22 protein-coding genes are annotated in these 23,846 nt (G+C 32.0%); 16 read left to right on the top strand and 6 right to left on the bottom strand.

All coding sequences use genetic code 11. The features are described 5' to 3' along the window. The first annotated feature begins 19 nt into the window (after nt 1-19). Nucleotides 20-1,114, top strand: coding sequence for an ABC transporter permease (locus ITB9_RS09170; protein ID WP_054851986.1), 1,095 nt, complete (start codon nt 20-22; stop codon nt 1,112-1,114). A gap of 268 nt (nt 1,115-1,382) precedes the next feature. Here the strand turns inward: ITB9_RS09170 and yihA are convergent, their stop codons facing one another. Continuing rightward, nucleotides 1,383-1,988: a ribosome biogenesis GTP-binding protein YihA/YsxC gene (yihA, locus tag ITB9_RS09165; protein WP_028289098.1), complete on the bottom strand. Its 606-nt coding sequence runs from the start codon at nt 1,986-1,988 to the stop codon at nt 1,383-1,385. A 75-nt stretch (nt 1,989-2,063) separates the two neighbouring features. After that, nucleotides 2,064-2,828 carry an alpha/beta fold hydrolase gene (locus ITB9_RS09160; protein WP_054851985.1) on the bottom strand — a complete coding sequence of 255 codons (765 nt, stop codon included), beginning with the start codon at nt 2,826-2,828 and terminating at the stop codon, nt 2,064-2,066. A 282-nt stretch (nt 2,829-3,110) separates the two neighbouring features. On the opposite strand from ITB9_RS09160, the gene mraZ reads away from it, so the two are divergent. The 15 genes from mraZ (at nt 3,111) to ITB9_RS09085 (ending at nt 20,299) form a co-directional block, all read left to right on the top strand. Beyond that, on the top strand, nt 3,111-3,581 hold the full coding sequence (mraZ, locus tag ITB9_RS09155) for a division/cell wall cluster transcriptional repressor MraZ (protein WP_054852049.1): 471 nt from the start codon (nt 3,111-3,113) through the stop codon (nt 3,579-3,581). Continuing rightward, the gene (rsmH, locus tag ITB9_RS09150; RefSeq protein ID WP_054851984.1) at nt 3,565-4,467 is read left to right on the top strand and encodes a 16S rRNA (cytosine(1402)-N(4))-methyltransferase RsmH; all 903 of its coding nucleotides are present in this window, start codon (nt 3,565-3,567) and stop codon (nt 4,465-4,467) included. The genes mraZ and rsmH overlap by 17 nt, the downstream gene beginning before the upstream one ends. Then, nucleotides 4,467-4,784, top strand: a complete 318-nt coding sequence (locus ITB9_RS09145) for an FtsL-like putative cell division protein (RefSeq protein ID WP_028289094.1) — start codon at nt 4,467-4,469, stop codon at nt 4,782-4,784. The genes rsmH and ITB9_RS09145 overlap by 1 nt, the downstream gene beginning before the upstream one ends. Nucleotides 4,785-4,847: 63 nt before the next feature. Next, entirely contained in the window at nt 4,848-6,800 is a 1,953-nt protein-coding gene (locus ITB9_RS09140; protein WP_054851983.1) for a penicillin-binding protein, read from the top strand. Then, the gene (locus ITB9_RS09135; RefSeq protein ID WP_054851982.1) at nt 6,797-8,260 is read left to right on the top strand and encodes a UDP-N-acetylmuramoyl-L-alanyl-D-glutamate--2,6-diaminopimelate ligase; all 1,464 of its coding nucleotides are present in this window, start codon (nt 6,797-6,799) and stop codon (nt 8,258-8,260) included. The genes ITB9_RS09140 and ITB9_RS09135 overlap by 4 nt, the downstream gene beginning before the upstream one ends. A 51-nt stretch (nt 8,261-8,311) precedes the next feature. Beyond that, a complete protein-coding gene (mraY, locus tag ITB9_RS09130; protein WP_054851981.1) occupies nt 8,312-9,544 on the top strand; it encodes a phospho-N-acetylmuramoyl-pentapeptide-transferase in 1,233 nt (410 codons plus the stop codon). A 1-nt stretch (nt 9,545) separates the two neighbouring features. Further along, the gene (gene murD, locus ITB9_RS09125) at nt 9,546-10,877 is read left to right on the top strand and encodes a UDP-N-acetylmuramoyl-L-alanine--D-glutamate ligase (RefSeq protein WP_054851980.1); all 1,332 of its coding nucleotides are present in this window, start codon (nt 9,546-9,548) and stop codon (nt 10,875-10,877) included. A gap of 25 nt (nt 10,878-10,902) precedes the next feature. Then, a complete protein-coding gene (locus ITB9_RS09120) occupies nt 10,903-12,111 on the top strand; it encodes an FtsW/RodA/SpoVE family cell cycle protein (RefSeq protein ID WP_054851979.1) in 1,209 nt (402 codons plus the stop codon). A 4-nt stretch (nt 12,112-12,115) separates the two neighbouring features. Beyond that, nucleotides 12,116-13,222, top strand: a complete 1,107-nt coding sequence (murG, locus tag ITB9_RS09115; RefSeq protein ID WP_028289088.1) for an undecaprenyldiphospho-muramoylpentapeptide beta-N-acetylglucosaminyltransferase — start codon at nt 12,116-12,118, stop codon at nt 13,220-13,222. Further along, a complete protein-coding gene (murC, locus tag ITB9_RS09110) occupies nt 13,222-14,574 on the top strand; it encodes a UDP-N-acetylmuramate--L-alanine ligase (protein ID WP_054851978.1) in 1,353 nt (450 codons plus the stop codon). The genes murG and murC overlap by 1 nt, the downstream gene beginning before the upstream one ends. 16 nt (nt 14,575-14,590) lie before the next feature. Continuing rightward, nucleotides 14,591-15,283, top strand: a complete 693-nt coding sequence (locus ITB9_RS09105) for a cell division protein FtsQ/DivIB (RefSeq protein ID WP_261975587.1) — start codon at nt 14,591-14,593, stop codon at nt 15,281-15,283. 3 nt (nt 15,284-15,286) lie between these two features. Next, nucleotides 15,287-16,612 carry a cell division protein FtsA gene (ftsA, locus tag ITB9_RS09100; protein ID WP_028289085.1) on the top strand — a complete coding sequence of 442 codons (1,326 nt, stop codon included), beginning with the start codon at nt 15,287-15,289 and terminating at the stop codon, nt 16,610-16,612. A gap of 72 nt (nt 16,613-16,684) precedes the next feature. Then, the gene (gene ftsZ / locus ITB9_RS09095) at nt 16,685-18,670 is read left to right on the top strand and encodes a cell division protein FtsZ (RefSeq protein WP_054851976.1); all 1,986 of its coding nucleotides are present in this window, start codon (nt 16,685-16,687) and stop codon (nt 18,668-18,670) included. 146 nt (nt 18,671-18,816) lie between these two features. Beyond that, complete coding sequence (locus tag ITB9_RS09090; protein WP_028289083.1) at nt 18,817-19,266, top strand: GatB/YqeY domain-containing protein; 450 nt, start codon at nt 18,817-18,819, stop codon at nt 19,264-19,266. Between the two features lie 151 nt (nt 19,267-19,417). Beyond that, the gene (locus ITB9_RS09085; protein WP_187294263.1) at nt 19,418-20,299 is read left to right on the top strand and encodes a zinc-dependent peptidase; all 882 of its coding nucleotides are present in this window, start codon (nt 19,418-19,420) and stop codon (nt 20,297-20,299) included. 187 nt (nt 20,300-20,486) lie between these two features. On the opposite strand, the gene rpe is transcribed toward ITB9_RS09085, so the two are convergent. The 4 genes from rpe to ITB9_RS09065 all read right to left on the bottom strand — a co-directional run bounded on the left by rpe (nt 20,487) and on the right by ITB9_RS09065 (nt 23,823). After that, the gene (gene rpe / locus ITB9_RS09080; RefSeq protein WP_054851974.1) at nt 20,487-21,149 is read right to left on the bottom strand and encodes a ribulose-phosphate 3-epimerase; all 663 of its coding nucleotides are present in this window, start codon (nt 21,147-21,149) and stop codon (nt 20,487-20,489) included. A gap of 43 nt (nt 21,150-21,192) precedes the next feature. Then, nucleotides 21,193-21,600, bottom strand: a complete 408-nt coding sequence (locus tag ITB9_RS09075) for a BLUF domain-containing protein (RefSeq protein ID WP_028606573.1) — start codon at nt 21,598-21,600, stop codon at nt 21,193-21,195. Nucleotides 21,601-21,751: 151 nt separating this feature from the next. After that, the gene (locus tag ITB9_RS09070) at nt 21,752-22,615 is read right to left on the bottom strand and encodes an RNA polymerase sigma factor RpoD/SigA (protein ID WP_028289079.1); all 864 of its coding nucleotides are present in this window, start codon (nt 22,613-22,615) and stop codon (nt 21,752-21,754) included. Between the two features lie 239 nt (nt 22,616-22,854). Then, nucleotides 22,855-23,823, bottom strand: coding sequence for a hypothetical protein (locus tag ITB9_RS09065; RefSeq protein WP_054851973.1), 969 nt, complete (start codon nt 23,821-23,823; stop codon nt 22,855-22,857). Nucleotides 23,824-23,846 lie beyond the last annotated feature (23 nt).

Raw genomic sequence — 23,846 nt, 5'->3', positions numbered from 1 at the left:
AGAATTAGAAATAGTAATGATGACTACTAAAGCTAAATCATTAACTCAAATAGCGCTTCAAAAGTTTAAAAAAAACTTTTGGGGCGTTTTTAGTTTGTCATTTATTGTTGTAATCGGATTAATATCAATTTTTGCTTATTTGATTGCTCCAGACGCTTCTCAAAATGCAAACCAAATGCATGTTTCTATTCATTCTAAATCACCTGGGTTTACAGTAGATATGTTAACTATTCCTTCTAAAATTGAAAACAATCAATCTTTTTTAGATAAAGTTTTTTTTGGAACAAAAAATACGAGTACAGAAATTCCTATTACAAATTATAGTTTTGATCAAAATCAATTAACGTATACCGAGTATGCTTCAGATGGTTTAAAAGGGATAACCAAAACTATAGCAGCAGATTTTATAATGCAAAACTCAGCGCATCAATATATAAAGCCTGTGACCTTTTATTTAGGGACAGATAAATATGGTCGTGATTTGTTAAGTAGATTGTTGGTGGGAGCAAGAATTTCTTTTTTTATAGGTTTTGTAGCTGTGTTCATCTCATTAGTTATTGGTGTTTTTATGGGAAGTGTAGCGGGTTATTATGGTGGAAAAGTAGATGCTTTTATAATGTGGATTATAAACGTTACTTGGTCAATTCCAACATTACTTTTGGTTATTGCTATTACTTTGGCTTTAGGTAAAGGGTTTTGGCAAGTTTTTATAGCTGTTGGTTTAACAATGTGGGTTGAAGTTGCTAGAGTTGTTAGAGGTCAAATTATAAGTGCAAAGCAAATGCAGTATGTAACAGCAGCTAGAGCTTTAGGATTTAATGATTTTAGAATTATAACAAAGCATATTTTACCAAACATAATGGCTCCAGTAATTGTTATTTGTGCTGCTAATTTTGCAGCAGCAATTTTAATAGAGTCTGGTTTAAGTTTTTTGGGGATTGGTGCACAACCACCTATGGCAAGTTGGGGAGCAATGATTAAGGATCATTATAATTATATTATCTTAGGTAAACCTTATTTAGCAATACTACCAGGTTTGTGTATTATGTTATTGGTAATGGCTTTTATGTTGATAGGTAATGCTCTGCGTGATGCATTAGATGTTAAGCAATAGTATTTACTTGTTGTAGTATTTCCGTTTTATATTAATTAGCTCTTTTGCTATTTTGTTTAGATTATCGTTAACGCTTTGATTCTTTTATAAGTAGTAGGTGTTTCTTTTGATTAATGAATATATCACCAAAGCTAGCAAGTCAATAAAGCACAGTATGTAATTCTATTATTGTCTTTTGCTTATGTTGTGTTTAAGCAGAAACAAACATTATGTTTACAATTAGGTTAGTATGCTTAAGTGTAGTTTAATAATTAAGATCGATGAAAATTTACTCAATAACAATAGAGTTGTTTAGGCTATCAATGTAGTTTAAAACTTCATCTTTACCAATATCTTTACTTGAAGAAGTGATAAAATAATTGGGCATTTCTTCCCAGGTTTCTAATAATATTTTTTTGTATTCTTCAACATGGTTTTCAATTGCTTTTGGTCTAAGTTTGTCTGCTTTTGTAAATATAATTGAAAACGGAATACCACTTTCGCCTAAATATTGCATAAATTCTTGGTCAATAGGCTGTGGTTTATGTCTGATGTCAACTAAAACAAAAGCTGTAACTAATTGTTCGCGTTGCTCAAAATATTGAGTGATAAATTTTTGGAATACCTTTTTAGTGCTTTTAGATACACGTGCATAACCATAACCTGGTAAGTCTACCAAAAACCAATTTTGATTAATTATAAAGTGATTAATTAATTGAGTTTTTCCTGGTCTACCTGATGTCTTGGCTAAGCTTTTTCGGCTAGTAAGCATGTTAATCAGTGAGGACTTTCCGACGTTACTTCTGCCTATAAAGGCGTATTCTGGTAGTCTTTCTTTTGGGCATTTTGATGCGTCAGAATTACTAGTAACAAATTCGGCAGATTTAATGTGCATTACAATTCTATGTTTAATTTCTGTGCTAAACAGAAATGTCTTTTATAAAGTTTATTACTTAATAGTTTTACACTATTAGATTTGTCGTGACTTTAACCAGTCAAATAAAATTTGATTGAATGTATCAGGATGCTCCATCATTGCAGCATGACCACACTTGTCAATCCAAAATAAATCAGAATTTGGTAAAAGTGTATTAAACTCGGTTGCAACTTCAGGAGGTGTAACACCATCGTTTTTACCCCAAATGATACAAGTTGGTACATTCATGTTGGGTAAGTCTTTAGCCATATTGTGTCTAATAGCGCTTTTTGCGATAGCTAGGGTTTTAATTAGTTTATTACGGTCGTTTACGGTCTCATAAACTTCATCCACAATTTCTTTAGTAGCAACTTCTGGGTCATAAAACACTTCTTGTGCTTTTTTCTTAATCACCTCGTAATCACTTCGTTTTGTGTAGCCTCCACCCATTGCACTTTCGTATAACCCAGAGCTTCCTGTTATAGCTAATGCTTTAACTTTTTCTGGATGAAGTTTCGTGTGGTAAAGTCCAATGTGTCCACCTAATGAGTTTCCTAGTAAAACAACATTGTCTAGTTTTTTGAATTCAATAAAATCAAAAAGATATTTTGCAAAGGCTTTTACATTAGTTTTTATTAAGGGCATAGTGTATACTGGAAGTTCCGGAATAATAACTTTATAACCTTTGTTGCTAAAAAAAGTTGTTACTGCGTCAAAATTACTTAAGCCTCCCATTAAACCATGAAGAACTATAATTGGCTGTCCTTCACCAACTTCTATGTAGTTAAATTTTCCTTCTTTTTTTAGTGTACGACTCATTAATGATTACTAGTTTGCATCAAAAGCAAATATAAGTATTTCATTTAAAAAATAGACATTTTAACAATTATCTTCAACATAGTTTTATTTATTTGCACTCCTCAAAAATCCCACCAATTCTCATCTTTATTTTAAGCTATTTTTGCTTGTTTTTTGGAGTTTTATAAGCTCGTTTTTCTGTTAAAATTACAATACTTATTAACAATGTGGTAAATTGTGGTAAAAAGTGGTGTTTTTTTCAATATATTTGACTTTTACAAATTTTGACACAAAAAATTGTTTGTGAACTCATTAATAGGAACATACGAATGTAAAGTAGACGCAAAAGGCAGGCTTATGCTTCCTGTTGCGCTGAAAAAACAGTTGGCTCCTGAGTTGCAAAATGGTTTTGTTATTAAAAGAGCAGTTTTTCAAGAGTGTTTGGAGTTGTATCCAATGCAAGAATGGAATGTGTTGATGCAAAAAATTAATAAGCTAAATCGCTTTAAAAAAAAGAATAATGATTTTATCAGAAGGTTTACTGCTGGAGTTAAAATTGTCGAGGTCGATACAAGCGGACGTTTGTTAATACCTAAAGATTTGGTTGGTTTTGCATCAATTAAAAAGGATATCGTGATGTCTTCTGCTGTTAATATTGTTGAGATTTGGGATAAAACGAAGTATGAAAAAGCTATTGATGATGCAGCAGATGATTTTGCAGATTTAGCTGAAGAGGTAATGGGTAACGACGAAGACGATGACAGTATATCATAATCCAGTATTATTGCACGAAACGGTTGATGGTTTAAATATTAAGCCTGATGGTGTGTATGTGGATGTGACCTTTGGAGGAGGAGGACATAGTAAAGAAATTTTAAAACGATTAGGTGAGAATGGGAAGTTGTATGCTTTTGATCAAGATAAAGATGCGTTAGAAAATGCTATAGACGATCCTAGGTTTACTTTAATACATGAAAATTTTAGGTACATAAAACGTTTTTTACGTTTTCATGGTGTAAAACAAGTGGATGGTGTTTTAGCAGACTTTGGTGTGTCATCTCATCAATTTGATGTTGCTGAGCGTGGTTTTTCAACACGTTTTGAAGCAGATTTAGATATGCGAATGAATCAGAATGATGCATTGTCGGCATATCATGTGGTTAATGAGTATGATGAAGAGCAATTAAAACAGGTTTTGTCACAATATGGAGAGCTTCGTGCTGCTCCTGCTATGGCTAGGTTGATTGTAGAGCATCGTAAAGATGAAGTTATAAAAACAAGTGATCAGCTTAAAAAGGTGTTGCAAAAGTTTTTGTCGCCAAAGCATGAAAATAAAATATTAGCTCAAATATATCAGGCTATTCGTATTGAGGTTAATCAGGAAATTGAGGCTTTAAAAGAGTTTTTACAGCAAACGCCTGAGATTTTAAAACCAGAGGGACGATTAAGTTTGATTTCTTATCACTCTTTGGAAGACAGATTGGTAAAACGTTTTATACGTAATGGTTTGTTTGAAGGTGAGCCAGAACGAGATGTGTTTGGTCGTTTTGAAGTGCCATTAAAAAAAGTTGGAGGATTAATAATACCAACAAAAGAAGAAATAAAAATAAATAACAGAGCGCGTAGCGCAAAGTTACGAATTGCAACAACGTTTGATTAATGAAAAAAAGCATCTATAGCCTGTTAAGAGGTACTTTTTTAGTTAGTGAAGATTCGTTTAAAAACTGGAAGCTTATCATATTTATTTCGGCTTTAGCCTTAGTTATGATAGCAAGCTCACATAGTTTGGATAAAAAAGTGCATGAGATAGCAAAGCTTAATAATCAAGTCAAAGAATTGCGATCCGAGTTGTATGATGGAAGAACCAAGTTAATGCAACTTAAAATGGAGTCTTCGGTTGTGAAAAAAATGAAAGAAAAAGGGTTGGCGCCTTCCGTAATTCCGCCAAAAAAAATAATTGTTAAACCAGAAAGCTAAGTTCAAATCGTGGCAGTAAACGAAAAGAACATATTAAACAGATTGTATTTTGTCGCAGGATGTATGTTCATCTTTGGACTGCTTGTGGTTGGAAAATTGTTAACCATTCAAGTGGTGGATGGAGATAAGTACAGAGCTCTGGCAGATAAACGTGCTATTAAGGATGTTGTGATACCTGCTAATAGAGGTAATGTGTACTCTTCTGATGGTAGTTTGTTAGCAACTTCAATTCCTAAATATGATATTTTGTTTGATGCTGTCACGCCATCGGATAAAAACTTTAAGGCTAATTTAATTCCGTTAAGTCAGGCATTGTCAAAATATTCTGGAAAACCTGCAACTTATTATAAAAAAGAATTAGGCAAAGCTAGAGCAAACAAAAATAGATACTATTTGTTGGCGCGTAATATTGGGTATTCTGATTACTTAAAATTTAGAGGTTTTCCATTGTTGGAATTAGGTGCTTTTAAAGGCGGTTTAATTGTAGAGCAAAAAGTAAAAAGAGAACATCCTTTGGGTGAAGTTGCACAGCGTACTATTGGGTATGAGCGTACAGATGATGATGGAAATATAACAAGAGCTGGTATTGATGGTGCTTTTGGTGTAGATTATTTAAGAGGAAAAAACGGAAAGCGTTTAAAACAAAAAATAGGGAAAGGACAATGGAAGCCTATTTTAGATTACGATCAAGTCGAACCTAAAGATGGTTTTGATGTGTACACCACAATTGATGTTAATATACAAGATATTGCTCATCATGCATTGTTGGAGCAGTTAGAGTTATATGAAGCTGAGCATGGTACAGTTGTAGTAATGGAAGTTGAAACAGGTGAGGTAAAAGCAATTTCTAATTTAGGAAAAACAAGTTCTGGTCATTATTACGAAAAACGAAACTATGCGGTTTATGAATCTCATGAACCAGGTTCTACCTTTAAGCTTATGGCTTTAATGGCTGCTTTAGAAGATAAAAAGGTGGATACCTCTGATGTTATTGATACAGGTAATGGGTATAAGGTGTTTTATGGAAGAGGTATAAAAGACTCTCATGGTAATGGTAAAATATCTGTTGCTAAAACATTGGAAGTGTCATCTAATATAGGTTTAGCAACAATTATTAATACTGCTTATGCTAAAAATCCTAACCGATTTTTAGATATTTTAAGTGGTTGGAATTTAGATAAAAAACTAGGTATTTCAATTAAAGGAGAAGGAGAACCTATGATACCAAGACCTGGAGATGATAAATGGAGTCGTAATGCGTTGCCATCTATAGCTTATGGTTATAATTTAAGAATTACACCTTTGCAAACCTTGACATTTTATAACGCTGTTGCAAACAATGGTGTTATGGTTAAGCCTAGGTTTATAAGAGAAGTCAAAGACTTAGATAAGCCTATAGAGGTTTTTGAAAAAACAATAATTAACCCAAAAATATGTTCTGATGCAACATTAAATGCAGCAAAGCAAATGTTGGAAAATGTAGTGACTAAAGGTACTGGTAAATCCTTATACTCAGATTATTTTTCAATGAGTGGTAAAACAGGAACAGCGCGTGTAGAGTATTGGATGGATGATTGGGCTAGAAAACCAAGGTATATTTCATCGTTTGCAGGATATTTCCCTTCTGACAAGCCTAAGTATTCTTGTATTGTTGTTATACATAAACCAAGTATAAAAAAAGGGTTTTATGGAGCAGACGTTTCTGGTCCAGTGTTTAAAAAGGTAGCACAAAAAATATTTACTGATACACCTTTGATTGATCAAGTTGCGACATTAGACGTAGCAGATCCAAAGGTTGAAAAAGAATATGAAGGGTATTATAAAACTGCAAATACTTACAAAACTATAATGCCTGATGTTACAGGTTTACCAGTTATGGATGCGTTGGCTTTGTTAGAAAATATGAATGTAAATGTAACCGTAAAATGTAAAGGTGTTGGCCTAGTTAAAAGTCAGTCGGTTAGTAAAAATACCAAATTAAAAAATAATCAAACTATAGTTTTAGAAGCTTCGTGAGTATATTAAAAGACATACTATATAAGGTAACGTTAGATGCTGTAAAAGGTAGTACTGATGTTTTGGTGAGTAATATTCATTTTAACTCTCGTCAAGTTGAGGTTAATGATGTGTTTGTGGCTATTAAAGGTAGTGCAACCGATGGTCATCAATATATTGAAGGTGCTATTAAGCAAGGTGCAATAGCTGTTGTATGTCAGGTGTTTCCTGATACGATTCAAGATGATGTGACTTATATTAAAGTTGACGATTCTAGTAAGGCTCTAGCTGTAATGGCTGCCAATTATTATGGCAATCCTTCAGAAAATTTAAAACTTGTAGGTGTTACTGGTACTAATGGTAAAACTACAATAGCCTCATTATTATATCAATTATTTAAAAAAGCAGGTTACAAAGTAGGATTATTATCAACTGTTAAAATAATGGTGGATAATACTACGTATCCAGCAACACATACTACTCCAGACTCTTTAACTATAAACAAGTATTTAAAGACAATGAGTGAGGAAGGTGTTGAGTTTTGTTTCATGGAAGTTAGTTCTCATGGAATACATCAAAACAGAACACTTGGGTTAAAATTTGAAGGTGGAATTTTCACCAATTTATCTCATGATCATTTAGATTATCACGATACTTTTGCTGAATATCGTGATGTCAAAAAACGTTTTTTTGATCAATTACCTAAAACTGCATTTGCATTAACTAATGGTGATGATAAAAACGGAAGCGTTATGCTTCAGAACACAAAAGCAAAGACATATACTTATGCGTTAAAGAGTTACGCAGATTATAAGGCGCAAATTTTAGAAAATCAGTTTAATGGCTTATTGTTAAAGCTTAATGATAATGAGGTTTGGGTACGTCTAATCGGTACGTTTAATGCGTATAACATACTAGCGATTTTTGCTACAGCAGAATTGTTGGGTCTTGAAAAGCAAGAAACATTACGTTTGATTAGCGAGTTGGAAAGTGTTAGTGGTCGTTTCCAATTTATGATATCTGATCAAAAAATTACTGCTATAGTCGATTATGCGCATACGCCTGATGCTTTGCAAAATGTTTTAGAAACTATTAATGATATCAGAACCAAAAACGAAGAGGTTATTACAGTTGTTGGTTGTGGTGGAGATAGAGATAAAACAAAACGTCCAAAAATGGGGCATATTGCTTCAGCTTTAAGTACAAAAGTTGTGTTTACAAGTGATAATCCTAGAAGCGAAGTGCCAGAGACTATTATTGAAGATATAGAAAAAGGTGTCGAGCCTCAAAATTTTAAAAAAACATTATCCATAGTAGATCGTAAACAGGCAATTAAAACTGCATGTCAATTAGCTAACCCTAATGATATTATTTTAATTGCAGGTAAAGGTCATGAGACGTACCAAGAGGTAAAAGGTGAGCGTTCGGATTTTGATGATTTTAAAATTGTAAAAGAGTTTTTAAAACAATTACAAAAATAAAAAAGGGTTTCTACGAAAGTATAAAATCTATAAAAAACAAAGATTAATAGAATGCTATATTATTTATTCGAATTTTTAGAAAATAACTACCAATTCCCTGGTGCTAGTGTGTTTCAGTTTATCACATTTAGAGCAGCTTTGGCAATTATAGTATCGTTGTTGTTTTCTACAATATTTGGTAAAAAAATAATCCTGGCTTTACAAAAAAAGCAAGTTGGAGAGTCTGTTAGAGATTTAGGTTTGGATGGTCAGTTAGAAAAAGCTGGTACACCAACCATGGGTGGAATTATTATAATTATAGCCACTTTGTTACCAGTATTGTTATTTGCTAAATTAGATAATATTTATGTTGTGTTATTAATTGTTACCATGTTGTGGATGGGAGCAGTTGGTTTTACAGATGATTATATTAAAGTATTTAAAAAGAATAAAGAAGGCTTAAGCGGAAAGTTTAAAGTTTTAGGTCAAGTTGGGCTTGGTTTATTTGTTGGAGCTGTAATGTATTTTCATCCAGGAATTACGATTAAAACAGAAAAAGTAAACCCTATTTATGAAACTGAATTAATTACACAAAACTCACCAAGAGAATTTAATACAGCAGAACAGTCACTAAAAACAACAATTCCTTTTGTTAAGGATAATGAGTTTGATTACTCAGATTTAGTAACATGGTTAGGTGATGACTACGCAAAATATGCATGGTTAATATTTATTCCAATCGTGATTTTTATTGTAACAGCGGTCTCTAATGGAGCCAACCTAACAGATGGTATTGATGGTTTAGCAGCAGGTAGTTCTGCTATTATAGTGTTTGTGCTAGCCATTTTTGCTTTTGTCTCTGGTAATATTGTGTTCTCGGACTATTTAAACGTCATGTTTATACCAAATTTGGGTGAAATGGTTGTTTTTATTGCAGCTTTTGTAGGTGCATTAATTGGATTTTTATGGTACAATACTTATCCAGCCCAAGTATTTATGGGTGATACAGGTAGTTTAACTATTGGAGGTGTGATTGCAGTAATTGCTATTGCTGTTAGAAAAGAATTATTGATCCCAGTTTTATGTGGAATTTTCTTTGCTGAATCATTATCTGTGATACTTCAGGTTAGCTATTTTAAATTCACTAAAAAGAAATATGGTGAAGGTAGACGTATTTTTTTGATGTCACCTTTACATCATCATTATCAGAAAAAAGGACATCACGAAAGTAAAATTGTAACCCGATTTTGGATTGTTGGAATTTTTCTAGCAATACTAACAATTGTAACTCTAAAATTAAGATAAGATGAAACAATTGGTGATTCTTGGAGCAGGAGAAAGTGGAGTAGGAACTGCGCTTTTAGGACAAGCAAAAGGGTTTCAGGTTTTTGTTTCGGACAAAGGAAAAATAAAAGAAAAATATAAAGAAGTTCTTATACATAATAAAATTGAATGGGAAGAAGAGCAACATACTGAAGCTAAACTATTAGCTGCAGATGTTGTTATGAAAAGTCCAGGAATTCCGGATAAAGTAGCTATAGTAAAGATGCTTTTAAATAAAGGTGTGCCTGTGATTTCTGAAATTGAATTTGCAAATCAATTTACCAACGCAACCATTGTTGCTATTACAGGTAGTAATGGTAAAACAACAACTGCAATGTTAACACATCACTTATTAAAACAAGAGTTGGATGTAGGTTTGGCTGGTAACATTGGTGATAGTTTTGCTAAACAAGTTTTAGAGCATAATTATAATAATTATGTTCTAGAGGTTAGTAGTTTTCAATTAGATGGTTGTTTTAAGTTTAAACCTAAAATTGCAATAATTACCAATATTGTACCAGATCATTTAGATCGATACGATTATGAGTTTAAAAATTACATAGCTTCAAAATTTAGAATAACTCAAAACCAAACCAAAGAGGATGTTTTGATTTATGATGCAGATGATGAAGTGATTGCAAATTACATAAAAAATAATACCATTCAAGCCACAGTATTACCGTTTTCAATTACAAAAAAAATAGAAAATGGTGCGTACTTGGATAAGGACAAAATAATAATAACAATAGATAATAATCAAATAATTATGCCGACAAAAAATATAGCTCTAGAAGGTAAACATAATATAAAAAATGCTATGGCTGCATCGACAGTTTCACATTTACTTAAAATAAGAAAACAAACCATACGTGAAAGTTTAGAAAACTTTCAGGGTGTGGAGCATCGTTTAGAAAACGTGTTAAAAATTAATAAAGTACAGTATATAAACGACTCTAAAGCAACTAATGTAAATGCTACATATTTTGCTTTAGATAGCGTGTCTGCTCCAACAGTCTGGATTGTTGGTGGTGTTGATAAAGGTAATGACTATAAAGAGTTGTATCCTTTTATTAACGAAAAAGTAAAAGCCATCATTTGTTTAGGTGTAGATAATCAAAAACTAATGGAGAATTTTGGTAATATGGTTGACGTTATTGTTGAAACACAGTTTATGAGCGAAGCTGTAAAAATAGCATACAAAATTGCCGAAGCTGGTGATAACGTATTATTATCTCCTGCTTGTGCAAGTTTTGATTTATTTGAAAATTACGAAGACAGAGGTCGTCAATTTAAGGAGGCAGTTAGAAGTTTATAATATTTATAGAGCGTATTAATATTACATGCAAAACACTATAATAAATAACATTAAAGGAGATAAACTAATATGGGCAATTTCAGCTTTATTAGCAATATTTTCGTTTTTACCAGTATATAGTGCAGCCAGTAATTTGGCTTACATTGGTGGTGACGGAAGTACCTTTGCCTATTTTGTAAAGCATTTTATGCATTTGTTTTTAGGTTTTTCTATAATGTATGGAGTCCATAAAATACCTTACAGGTATTTTCGTGGTTTATCAATGGTTATGATGCCTGTTGTATTTGTTTTGCTAATTCTAACTATTTTACAAGGCACAACTATTGGAGGTGCAAATGCCAGTCGTTGGATAAGAATTCCGTTTGTAAATATGTCTTTTCAAACGTCTACTTTAGCAGCAGTAGTTTTAATGGTATACATCGCAAGATATTTATCAAAAATAAAAGATAAAAGTACCACGTTTAAAGAGTCTATTTTACCGTTATGGATTCCGGTATTTATCATATTAGCACTAATCCTTCCGTCTAACTTTTCAACAACAGCAATTATTTTTGTTATGGCTTGTGCGTTGTTGTTTTTGGGTGGTTATCCATTACGTTATTTGTTAGCTATGGGATTTGCTGGTTTAGTTGGCTTGACATTATTTATTTTAGTAGCTAAAGCCTTTCCAGAAGCTATGCCAAATCGTGTAGATACTTGGATGAGTAGAATTGATAACTTTTTTAATGATGAAGATTCTAAAGGAGATTATCAAATCGAAAGAGCTAAAATAGCCATAGCATCAGGTGGTGTTGTTGGTGTTGGGTCAGGAAAAAGTATTCAAAAAAACTTTTTACCTCAATCGTCCTCAGATTTTATTTTTGCAATTATTGTTGAAGAATATGGGTTGATTGGTGGATTAGCTTTAATCATTTTGTACATGTGGTTGTTGTTTAGAATAATAATAGTTGCACAAAAAGCAGATACCGTTTTTGGTAAACTATTAGTACTTGGTGTAGGATTGCCAATCATTTTTCAAGCCATGATTAATATGGCAGTTGCTGTAGAGTTGTTTCCTGTTACAGGTCAAACTCTACCATTAATTAGTAGTGGAGGAACCAGTATTTGGATGACTTGTTTGGCAATTGGAGTTATACTTAGTGTAAGTGCTAAAAGAGAAGAAATTAAATTAAAAGAAAAAAAAACTGATGCAGAAAATCCGTTAGAGGTTTTATCTGAAGCATTAGAAGATTAATAAAGTGAAAAATAATAATAAAACATATAAAATTATTTTATCTGGTGGTGGTACTGGTGGTCACATCTATCCTGCTATTGCTATTGCTAACGAGCTTAAGTCGCGTTTTCCAGAATCTGAGTTTTTGTTTGTAGGAGCAAAAGATAGAATGGAAATGGAAAAAGTACCACAAGCAGGTTTTGACATAAAAGGTCTGTGGATTACTGGTATTGAACGTAAGTTGACATTAAAAAACATGATGTTTCCGTTTAAGTTAATCAGTAGTTTATGGAATGCCAGAAAAATAATAAAACAGTTCAAGCCTGATGTCGCTATTGGTACTGGTGGATTTGCTAGTGGACCATTATTACAAGTAGCAGCTTTAAAGGGTATTCCTTGTTTAATACAAGAGCAAAACTCTTATCCTGGAATCACCAATAAATTGTTAGCTAAAAAAGTAGAAAAAGTTTGTGTTGCATATAATGGTTTAGAGCGTTTTTTTCCTAAACAAAAAATAATTAAAACAGGTAATCCTGTACGTCAAGATTTGTTGGATATAACCTCAAAAAGAGCAGAGGCTATCAAACATTTTAATTTAGTAGAAGGTAAACAAACACTTTTAGTGTTAGGCGGAAGTTTAGGAGCAAAAGCAATCAATGAATTGTTAGAGCGTGAACTAGATTATCTGCAAACTTTAAATCTGCAAATTATTTGGCAATGTGGTAAACTGTATTACCAAACATATAAGTTGTATGGTAATACTAAGCATGTACAAGTGCACCAATTTATTAATAAAATGGATTATGCTTATGCAGCAGCTGATTTTATTATTTCTAGAGCAGGAGCAAGTTCGGTTAGCGAGCTTTGTATTGTAGGTAAACCAGTTGTTTTTGTGCCTTCTCCTTATGTTGCAGAAGACCATCAAACTAAAAATGCTACAGCTATTGTTAAACAAAATGCAGCAGTTTTAATAGCTCAAGAAGATTTAAAAGTTGATTTTAAAAATAAATTTGGACAACTAGTTGCTTCCAAAGAAAAGCAAGAAGAATTAAGTAATAACATAAAAAAATTAGCCTTAGTAAATGCAACCAATCATATTGTTGATGAGGTTGAAAAATTGCTAAATAAATAATGAATTTATCTAAAATACATAACATCTATTTTATTGGTATTGGAGGTATTGGTATGTCTGCAATTGCTCGCTATTTTAAAGCAAGTAATAAGCAGGTTTCTGGTTATGATAAAACTCAAACAGAAATTACTAATAGCCTACAAGATATAGGTGTAGAGGTGGTTTTTGAAGATGAAATTGCTAATGTCCAGGCTAATTATTTAGATCCCGAAACGACCTTAGTCGTTTACACACCAGCTGTGCCTAAAACACACAGTCAATTAGTGTATTTTAAGGACAATGGATTTAAAGTTTTAAAACGATCAGAAATTTTAGGTGTTATAACACAAAACACCTATTGTTTAGCTGTGGCTGGTACACATGGTAAAACGACTACTACAAGTATTTTAGGACATTTATTAAATGCTTGTGATGTGTCTTTAACTGCTTTTTTAGGTGGTATTAGCGAGAATTATAATTCTAATCTTATCCTTAACGGAAACGAGGTTAGTGTTGTTGAAGCAGATGAATTTGATCGTTCGTTTTTAACGCTAAGTCCAGATTTAGCTTGTATAACATCCATGGATGCAGATCATTTAGATATTTATGGTGATGCTTCAGAATTAATAAAAACTTTTAAAGATTTTTCAAAAAAATTAAAGCCTAACGGAAAGCTATTCGTTAAAAATGGATTGCCTTTAGATGGTATCACCTATGGTATTGAGGATGATGCAGATTATTCAGCTCAAAATATAACCATCAAAAACGGAACTTATGTTTTTGACGTAAAGACACCAAAAGGTTTGTTTAAACAATTTCAGTTTAACTTACCAGGTAGACATAACCTATCAAATGCTTTAGTGGCTTTAGCAATGTCCATAGAGTATGGAATACCTCATGATAAATTAATCCAAGCATTAGCAAGTTATAAAGGTGTAAAACGTAGGTTTACTTATCAAATTAAAACAGATGATTTGGTATTTATAGATGACTATGCACATCATCCAGAAGAGATTAACGCAGTCCATCAAGCTGTTAGAGAAATGTATCCAAACGATAAAGTTGTAGCTGTTTTTCAGCCACATTTGTTTTCTAGAACTCAAGATTTTGCTCAAGATTTTGCTAAAAGCTTAGCGCAATTCGATCAAGTTATTTTATTGGATATTTATCCAGCAAGAGAGTTGCCTATTAAAGGCGTAACATCGGAATGGTTATTGAGTCTAATAGATAATAACAACAAACAATTAGTGTCTAAGGACACATTAATTAAAAATATAAAACAAAGTGACGCTAAAATTGTTTTAACAATTGGAGCAGGAGATATTGGAGCAGAAGTTTCAAAAATAAAACAAGCATTAATAAATGAAGATTAACTGGAACTATATAAAAATGAGTGTCCTACTAATTTTAGTAGTGTTTTTGTATGCGTTTTCTTCAGTTAGAAATGCAAAAAGAGTGGTATCCAAACCTCAAGTTGAATTTATAGGTAATAAAAACCTGTTTATCACGCATGAAGATGTTAGTAAGTTGTTAATACAAAATCAACAAGAGGTCAGTAACACATCTAAAGAAATTTTAGATTTGAACATCCTAGAAACAACACTTAACCAAAACCCAATGGTCCAGTATGCAGATGTTTATGTAACTGTAACTGGTAATTTAATAGCAAAGGTTAAACAAAAAACGCCAATTGCTAGAGTAGTGACAGATGCGACTTACTATGTAGACAACAATGGTGGTTATATGCCATTATCAAAAAACTACACAGAGCGTGTCCCAATTGTCACTGGATTTATTAATAAAAAAGAGTTAAATAAGATTTTTATAGTAGCATCAAAAATTCAAGAAGACGAATTTTTAAAAAAACATGTTGTACAAATTCAACAAAACAAGAATAATACTATAGATCTTAAGTTAAGACAGTGTAATTTTGTAGTCCAATTAGGCAGTTTAGATCAGTTAGATAAAAAAGTTAACAATCTAAAAGCGTTTTATATTAAGGCTACAAAAGATAAAACCTTAAAAAATTACAGTAAAGTAAACTTACAATTTGGTAATCAAGTTGTTTGTACAAAAGCATAAGTTATGGAACAAAACTTGTCAGTAGGATTAGATATCGGAACCACAAAAATTGTGGCTATGATAGGTCGTAAAAATGAATATGGTAAAGTCGAAATTTTAGGTATTGGTAAATCTAAAAGTTTGGGTGTACATCGTGGTGTTGTAAATAATATCACGCAAACCATTCAGTCTATACAACTAGCAATCCAAGAAGCAGAAGCTGCAGCAGCACTAAAAATAGAAGGTGTGACTGTTGGTATTGCAGGACAACATATTAGAAGTTTACAACATAGCGACTATATTACTAGACCAAATAGTGATACTGTAATTGACGATAATGATATAGACAGACTAATCAATCAAGTACATAAATTAGTCATGCTTCCTGGTGAAGAAATTATACACGTATTACCTCAAGAATATAAAATTGACGGTCAAGCCGAAATTAAAGAACCAATCGGTATGTATGGTGGACGTTTAGAAGCCAATTTTCATGTTGTTGTAGGTCAAGTCTCGTCTATCCGAAACATTGGACGTTGTGTACAAAGTTCAGGCTTGACATTAGAAGGAATCACTCTAGAGCCTCTTGCAAGTGCAAATGCAGTATTAAGTCAAGAAGAAAAAGAAGCTGGTGTTGCATTAATAGACATAGGTGGAGGTACAACAGATTTAGCAATTTTTAGAGACGGAATAATAAGACACACAGCTGTAATACCATTTGGAGGTAATGTTATAACTGAAGACATAAAAGAAGGGTGTTCTATTATAGAGAAACAAGCCGAACTATTAAAAATAAAATTTGGTAGTGCTTGGCCAGGAGAAAATAAAGACAATGAGATTGTCTCAATACCAGGATTAAGAGGACGTGATCCAAAAGAAATTACACTTAAAAACTTGTCTAGAATAATACATGCAAGAGTTGTAGAAATTATTGAGCAAGTCTTTGTAGAAATAAAAAATTATGGACACGAAGAACAAAAAAAGAAATTAATTGCAGGTATAGTTTTAACAGGTGGAGGAAGCCAATTAAAGCATTTAAAGCAGTTAGTAGAATATATTACAGGTATGGACACCAGAATTGGGTATCCAAACGAGCATCTTGCTGGAGATAGTGATGATGCTATCACAAGTCCATTATTCGCAACAGCAGTAGGATTAGTTATGGATGGACTAAAACGCCAAGACCGTATCAAAATTGAAGAAAAAATTGAAGAACAAATACAAGAAGTAAAAGAGGCAAATCAAGAAATGCCAGAAGAAGAAAAAATAGAACCACCAAAAAAACGCAGAAAATCGTTTTTAGAGACGTTTACTGATAAAGTCAAAGACTTTTTAGATAACGCAGAGTAATATAAATAATAATACAATAAGCGATGTATGTATCGCTAGAATAATAATAATTGATCCAGTAAAATAGAATTTATGAGCAGCAACAACGAATTCGAAAACATAGCATTTGACCTACCTAAAAACCAATCTAACGTCATTAAGGTTATTGGTGTTGGAGGAGGTGGAAGTAACGCGATCAACCACATGTTCTTACAAGGCATTAAAGGGGTTGATTTTGTTATTTGTAATACAGATGCACAAGCATTACAAAATAGTGGTGTACCAAACAAAATCCAATTAGGTTTAAATTTAACAGAAGGACTTGGTGCAGGAGCCAATCCAAACGTAGGAGAACAATCTGCTGTAGAGAGTTTTGATGACATCCAACGTATGTTAGATACCAATACAAAAATGATCTTCATAACAGCCGGAATGGGTGGAGGAACAGGTACAGGAGCAGCACCAATAATCGCTAAAATGGCTAAAGATTTAGACATTTTGACTGTTGGTATTGTTACTATGCCTTTTCAATTTGAGGGTAAAATGCGTAATGAGCAAGCTCAAGAAGGTATCGAAAAACTTCGTAAAGAAGTAGATTCGTTAGTAGTTATAAATAACAATAAACTTCGTGAAGTTTATGGTAACCTTGGTTTTAAAGCTGGTTTCTCTAAAGCTGACGAGGTGTTATCCACTGCAGCACGTGGTATTGCAGAAGTAATAACACATCACTATACACAAAACATAGATTTACGTGATGCTAAAACAGTATTAAGTAATAGTGGTACAGCTATTATGGGTTCTGCATCTGCATCAGGTCAAAATCGTGCTCATGAAGCAATATCAAAAGCATTAGATTCGCCTTTATTAAACGATAATAAAATTACAGGAGCCAAAAACGTATTGTTGCTAATCGTTTCTGGTGCTCAAGAAATTACTATCGATGAAATAGGAGAAATTAATGACCACATTCAAAATGAAGCTGGTCATGGTGCAAACATTATCATGGGTGTTGGTGAGGATGAAAATCTTGAAGAATCAATTTCTGTAACGATTATTGCTACAGGTTTTGATGTAGAACAACAAAATGAAATTTCTAATACCGAAACTAAAAAAGTAATTCATGCTTTGGAAGACGACCAAAACATGGAACAAGATTTAACTAAAAAGCCTAACGTACCAGCTTCAAAAATAGTTGCAAGTCAACCAGTAATTAAGCCAGAGCCACCTAAAGCAATTGTAAAACATACTTTAGATGTTGATGAAGAAACTGAAGATCAATTATCAAATATAGAAATAGCTCAGGTTAACAGTCAAAACCGAACAGCACCAAATAATGATGTTATTCCAACAACTGAAGCCTTAAAAAATATTGATGTTAATTTTACGCAGGTTGATCCTTTAGTAGATGAGAATGCACAATTTAATATTACAAGTACTAATGCTGTAAAACAAAAAATAGACGACATTCCACAAGAGCAAAAACAGCAAATAACTTTAAGTTTTGATATGCCTATATCAGAGCCAGAAGCTACACCTGTTGTTGAAGAGGAAAAACCAGTGATTTTAGATTTATCAGAAGAGGTTAGTAACATTGATGTTAATGATTTTGTAGAAGTGACTCCAACTGTACAGAGCAATCAAACGGAAGAAGTTAGATATACTTTAGACGATTTTGAAGAAGAAGAAATTGTTGTAAACAAAACTAATCAGTCAAAACCTAAGGTAGAAGAAGATATAGTATTTGAGAAAAAAGTGGTTGTAAATGAGGAGGTTAAAATAGAAGAAATTTTACCAGAGGTCGAAACAGAAGTAGACCCAATGAATACACCGATTTCAGAATTGTTAAAAAGCAGAGCTGATGAGCGTAGAAAGAAAATGAAAAACTTCAATCATAAATTTAATAGTTCTAAAATTGAAGATATCGAGAAAATTCCAGCTTACAAACGTCAAGGTTTAGAGTTAGAAAATAGACAACATTCTTCAGATAATAATATTTCTAGAACATCTTTAGGTGTAGATGATAATGATGATATTCAATTAAGAAGTAATAATTCATTTTTACATGATAATGTAGATTAATTCTTAAGTATTAATTTATTAAAAAGCCAAAAGCCTACTAAAGCTTTTTGGCTTTTTATTTGTGTTAATTTATCTCTTGACTATGTTAAGTATAGTCAGTAAAATAATAACAATTTAGTATCTTCGTATTTCAAAACAAAATTACAATGAGTTTATCTAAAGATATAATGACTGCCTTAAAAGAGGCAATGAAAAGTAAAGATGCAGTAGCGTTAACAGCTTTAAGAGCAGTAAAATCTGCTATATTATTAGCGCAAACAGAAAGTGGAGCTAAACAAGAATTGACTGAAGAGCAAGAGCTTAAAATTTTACAAAAGCAAGTAAAGCAACGTAAGGATAGTGCTGCAATATTTTTAGATCAAGGACGCGAAGATTTAGCTGCGCCAGAATTAGCAGAAGCTGAGGTTATAAGTCAGTTTTTACCTGAAGCAATGGGTGTTGAAGAAATCACAGCAGTTGTAGAGCAAATTATTGCTAGCATTGGTGCAGAAGGCATGAAAGATATGGGTAAAGTAATGGGAATGGTTAGTGGACAGCTAGCTGGTAAGGCAGATGGAAAAACCATTTCAACAATAGTAAAAGCTAAGTTGGCTTAATTAAGAAGATAAATATATTGTAAGCTTCTTCTGGAGTTTTATAATTTAAACCTCATTGAATAATTTAATTTCAATGAGGTTTTTTTGTTTTTAAAAACATTTGTGTTAGTAATTAAAATGGTATTTTGTTCTATAAAAAAATATAATGTTAATGCTTCAATCAGTAAATACCGAGCTTCAAGAAAATCCATTGGTCTATAAATATGTTTTAGGTGTATTAACTATATTAATTGTTTGTTTTGTTATTGTCGCTGGTACAATCTGGTTGTTTAAATTTATTGAAAGTATTTATATAGATTATTTTAGAGGAAAACCATTAATAAGACATTTGTACTTAAAAGTTAATGATGTTACTTCAGTTCAAAGAGGCATATTAGAATCTGAGTTTAAATTCTATAATAGTTTAAATGAAAATGAACAACGTTATTTTAGGCACAGATTGCACAAGTTTATAAAATATACAGAGTTTATTGGTAAAGACGGAGTCATTATCCAAGAAGATCATCGCGTATTAGTCTCTGCAACAGCTATAATGTTAACATTTGGTTATCGGGATTATTCTATAAAATTTGTAGATAAAATTTTAATTTATCCTTCTGTATTTTATTCTAATCTAGATGAAAATTACCACAAAGGGCATTTTAATCCTGCTTTTAGAGCAGTAATCCTTTCGTGGGAAGATTTTGTAATAGGTTACAAAATTGAGGATGATAATTTAAATTTAGGTATACATGAGTTTATACATGCTTTACATATTAGTTACTTAAAGCCTAAATATAGTAACGATGTAACAGCCTACTTGTTTACAAGAGGAATTGAAGAATTAGAATCTTTTTTAAAGATTAACCAGTCTTATAAAAATAAAATGGTAAACTCAGATTATTTCAGAGATTATGCATTTGAAAATAACTTTGAATTTATTGCAGTAGTGGTAGAGAACTTTATTGAGACTCCAACGCAATTTAAAGCTCAATTTCCTCAAATATATAATAAGGTCAAGCAAATGCTTAACTTTAATTTTAAAGGGTATTAATAGCTCTTAAACTGATATATGTCATATTTAATTACAAAGCATTATCTTAATTTTATATCATAGATAATAAAAGATATGTCTATAATAATGACATTTGTAAATTACTTAAAAAATCAGTTTTAGGGGAAATAATCAATTTATTAAGTAATTTAAAAAGGCTCCAAAATATTGGAGCCTTTTTTTGATATTATGAGTTAGCTAAAGCTTTAAGGTTTTTAATTGTTTCTGGTTGATTATCACTTTTAAAAACATGACTACCAGCAACAAAAACATCAGCACCAGCATCAACCAATTGCTTTATATTTTTATCAGTAACACCACCATCAATTTCAATTTTTGTGTCAAGACCTTGGGCATCAATCATAGCTCTAAGTTTTTTAACACGTTGGTAGGTTACATTTTCAAATTTTTGTCCACCAAAACCAGGATTAATAGACATTAATAATACCATATAACATTCTGGTAAGATGTCTTCCAAAACACTTACAGGAGTAGTAATATTAAGTACGACACCAGCTTTACAACCAGCATCTTTTATTTGTCTAAGGGTACGATGTAAATGTACAGTAGACTCGTGGTGTACAGTAATAATATCTGCACCAACTTTAGCAAACTCCTCAATGTAACGTTCAGGTTTTTCTATCATTAGATGCACGTCTAAAGGTTTAGTGGCATGTTTTTTAATAGCAGCAATAACAGGCATTCCATAAGATATGTTTGGTACAAAGTGACCATCCATTACATCTATATGAAACCAATCTGCATCACTATTGTTTACCATTTCGGTATCACGTTGTAGGTTGCCAAAATCGGCAGCTAACATGGAAGGAGCAATTAATTTTGAAGACATTTATTTTAGTTTTGTGTTGTTTTTGCAAAACTACTACTTTTTATTAGTTGTCCTCTAAAAGGGATTCAATAATTTTAAAAAAGAAATCACTGTTCTCAACATTATTATCCTGTAAAGTTTTAATAAAACTTTGTAGACTATATAAGGTTTCAGTATCCTTAATAACAGAATAGCCAATATCAAAAGACTTAAAATTAAGTTGTTTAATAGGCTTGTTTAATAATTCGGTGAGTTTTGAGTGTCTGTGGTCCTTTTTTATATCCTCATACACTGTGTCCAAAATAATTGGATTGCCTTCCAATATCTGAAAAAACAAATCCCCTTTTTTAACCAAAACACCAGTAATGTTATGACTATCATTTTTTAATTGTGTTTGGTTAAAAAGCGCTTCAAAATCCATAAGCTCAAGCCTTGAGTTAGCTTCACTTTTATAACAGATAGTTTTTAACATAATGGTAATATTTAACAGTAAATATAAAAAAGTTTATAAAATATAATAGTAAAAGTCTAAAATGAGTGAACCCGAAGTAATCAGCTTCGGGTTCTTCATCAATCAAAAAACGAACAGTTATGAATAACTGTTTGTTATCGTAACTTAGGTGTTAACCTAAGTAAGTTTTTAATATTTTACTTCTAGACGTATGTTTTAATCTACGTATAGCTTTTTCTTTAATTTGTCTAACACGCTCTCTGGTTAGGTCAAAAGTTTCACCAATTTCTTCTAAAGTCATTGGATGTTGGTTACCTAAACCAAAGTATAGTCTAATAACATCAGCTTCACGTGGTGTTAAGGTTTCTAAAGCACGCTCAATTTCAGTACGTAAAGAGTCGTGTAATAATTCACGATCAGGATTTGGTGACTCACCAGAGTTTAAAACATCATATAAGTTAGAGTCTTCACCTTCAACTAAAGGCGCATCCATACTTACGTGACGACCAGAATTTTTCATTGACTCCTTAACATCGTTAATAGTCATATCTAATTCCTTAGCAATTTCTTCTGGACTTGGTGGACGTTCATGAGCTTGCTCTAAGTGAGCAAAAGTTTTATTAATTTTATTAATAGAACCAATTTTGTTTAACGGTAAACGTACAATTCTAGATTGTTCAGCTAAAGCTTGTAAAATAGACTGTCTAATCCACCAAACAGCATAAGATATAAATTTAAAACCACGTGTTTCGTCAAAACGTTGTGCAGCTTTAATTAATCCTAAGTTTCCTTCATTAATCAAATCCGGAAGTGTTAACCCTTGGTTTTGGTATTGTTTAGCCACAGATACAACAAAACGTAAGTTAGCCTTAGTCAACTTTTCTAGTGCTATCTGGTCTCCAGCTTTGATACGTTGCGCTAATTCTACCTCTTCATCAGCAGTAATTAGGTCAACTTTTCCAATTTCTTGTAGATATTTATCTAACGATGCAGTCTCACGATTAGTAACCTGCTTGGTAATTTTAAGTTGTCTCATCTAAAAAAGTGTGATATTTAATCTTAATGAATATATTGCTATCATTAGTTATACGTAGCAAAGATATAATTTGTTACAAAAACTGACGATTATTTTTCAATCTCTTCTCTTTTTTTATTTGGCGTTCCCTTTTTAAGCCCCAAAAAGGCTTAAAAACGTCAGGCTGTCCGTTATATCTTTTTTGTAAAAAAAACAAAAAAGGATGCCACTCCTATCCTTAACGCGCTTACTGATGCGACTTACTCAAAATCTAAAAGTTGTGTAGCAGTTATAAGTTGTTTTAAAGCTTCAATTTTTGCAAATAGCTTATTAAAAAAACTGTTACGTTCCTTTTCTCCAGCAGTATTTAATAATTTACTGTTTTGTAATTGCTTTTTTAAAAAGCGTTCAGCCTCTTGACAAGTGTGTTTATCTTCGGTTTTGTAATAAGATAATAAGGTGAAAGGGACGTAAAGTAGTTGGCTATTAGTAGCACTAACCAAAACATGATTATTCATTAAGTGTAATTCATTGTAAAATAACATAAAAGGATTAGTGTTGGACAACAACTTATTAAAAATAGATTGAATTAATTGTTTTAATAAATCACATAATTCTAAAGCAGTATTAGAGTTAACTTGTCCCGCTTGATAGTAGTAATGAATTTGTTTTAGTGTACTATTTATAGTTGTAACATCCCAAATTTCTTGAGTATTTAAATTATTATACAAGCTAGCTAATTGTTTACCAGCTATGATTAGTGAAGTGCTTGGTGCAAAATTATCAAAGCTTTTAGTTGCTAATTTTGGATTTAATAATTTAAGCCAAACATAATATTTAAACTGACTTAGTGCATCACCATTTAAGTTATAAAATAAAGGAATGTCTTTAGCTGAATATAGTATGCTACTATCCTTTAGCGTTAATAAGGGTAATAAAGATTGGTAAGAGTCCTCAAAATACTGTTGTAATTGCGACTCGTTTTCAATGTGTTTTGTTTTTTCAATACTAACAAACTCAGTAGATGTTGTTTCAAATAACCTGTCTAAAGATATGTTGTAGTATTTAGCCAAGGTAATACTTTCGTCTAAAGACAATTTACTTTTCAAGCTTACACGTCTATGTGCAGCATCATAACTAATATCTAAAGCAGTAGCGACAGCCTCAATAGTAGAGGTGTTAGTTGGTAATTCGGTTTTTAAAAATTCTAAAAAGGCAGTTTGAAACATGATTAAAAATAATAAAATTTGTG

The organism is Olleya sp. ITB9 (assembly GCF_001315805.1).
Lineage (GTDB): Bacteria > Bacteroidota > Bacteroidia > Flavobacteriales > Flavobacteriaceae > Olleya > Olleya sediminilitoris.
Note: the sequence above shows the minus strand (reverse complement) of the source record. Positions and strands in the feature narration are given on the sequence as shown.

What these genes read in the sequence shown, in the direction of transcription:
- ftsZ (WP_054851976.1), top strand. Translation starts at nt 16,685, where the DNA reads ATGAGCAGCAACAACGAATTCGAAAACATAGCATTTGACCTACCTAAA.
- rpe (WP_054851974.1), bottom strand. Translation starts at nt 21,149, where the DNA reads ATGTCTTCAAAATTAATTGCTCCTTCCATGTTAGCTGCCGATTTTGGC.
- ITB9_RS09170 (WP_054851986.1), top strand. Translation starts at nt 20, where the DNA reads ATGACTACTAAAGCTAAATCATTAACTCAAATAGCGCTTCAAAAGTTT.
- murD (WP_054851980.1), top strand. Translation starts at nt 9,546, where the DNA reads ATGAAACAATTGGTGATTCTTGGAGCAGGAGAAAGTGGAGTAGGAACT.
- ftsA (WP_028289085.1), top strand. Translation starts at nt 15,287, where the DNA reads ATGGAACAAAACTTGTCAGTAGGATTAGATATCGGAACCACAAAAATT.
- ITB9_RS09105 (WP_261975587.1), top strand. Translation starts at nt 14,591, where the DNA reads ATGAGTGTCCTACTAATTTTAGTAGTGTTTTTGTATGCGTTTTCTTCA.
- ITB9_RS09090 (WP_028289083.1), top strand. Translation starts at nt 18,817, where the DNA reads ATGAGTTTATCTAAAGATATAATGACTGCCTTAAAAGAGGCAATGAAA.
- ITB9_RS09140 (WP_054851983.1), top strand. Translation starts at nt 4,848, where the DNA reads ATGTTCATCTTTGGACTGCTTGTGGTTGGAAAATTGTTAACCATTCAA.
- ITB9_RS09065 (WP_054851973.1), bottom strand. Translation starts at nt 23,823, where the DNA reads ATGTTTCAAACTGCCTTTTTAGAATTTTTAAAAACCGAATTACCAACT.
- ITB9_RS09160 (WP_054851985.1), bottom strand. Translation starts at nt 2,828, where the DNA reads ATGAGTCGTACACTAAAAAAAGAAGGAAAATTTAACTACATAGAAGTT.
- ITB9_RS09145 (WP_028289094.1), top strand. Translation starts at nt 4,467, where the DNA reads ATGAAAAAAAGCATCTATAGCCTGTTAAGAGGTACTTTTTTAGTTAGT.
- yihA (WP_028289098.1), bottom strand. Translation starts at nt 1,988, where the DNA reads ATGCACATTAAATCTGCCGAATTTGTTACTAGTAATTCTGACGCATCA.
- ITB9_RS09075 (WP_028606573.1), bottom strand. Translation starts at nt 21,600, where the DNA reads ATGTTAAAAACTATCTGTTATAAAAGTGAAGCTAACTCAAGGCTTGAG.
- mraY (WP_054851981.1), top strand. Translation starts at nt 8,312, where the DNA reads ATGCTATATTATTTATTCGAATTTTTAGAAAATAACTACCAATTCCCT.
- ITB9_RS09120 (WP_054851979.1), top strand. Translation starts at nt 10,903, where the DNA reads ATGCAAAACACTATAATAAATAACATTAAAGGAGATAAACTAATATGG.
- murC (WP_054851978.1), top strand. Translation starts at nt 13,222, where the DNA reads ATGAATTTATCTAAAATACATAACATCTATTTTATTGGTATTGGAGGT.
- ITB9_RS09070 (WP_028289079.1), bottom strand. Translation starts at nt 22,615, where the DNA reads ATGAGACAACTTAAAATTACCAAGCAGGTTACTAATCGTGAGACTGCA.
- ITB9_RS09085 (WP_187294263.1), top strand. Translation starts at nt 19,418, where the DNA reads ATGCTTCAATCAGTAAATACCGAGCTTCAAGAAAATCCATTGGTCTAT.
- rsmH (WP_054851984.1), top strand. Translation starts at nt 3,565, where the DNA reads ATGACAGTATATCATAATCCAGTATTATTGCACGAAACGGTTGATGGT.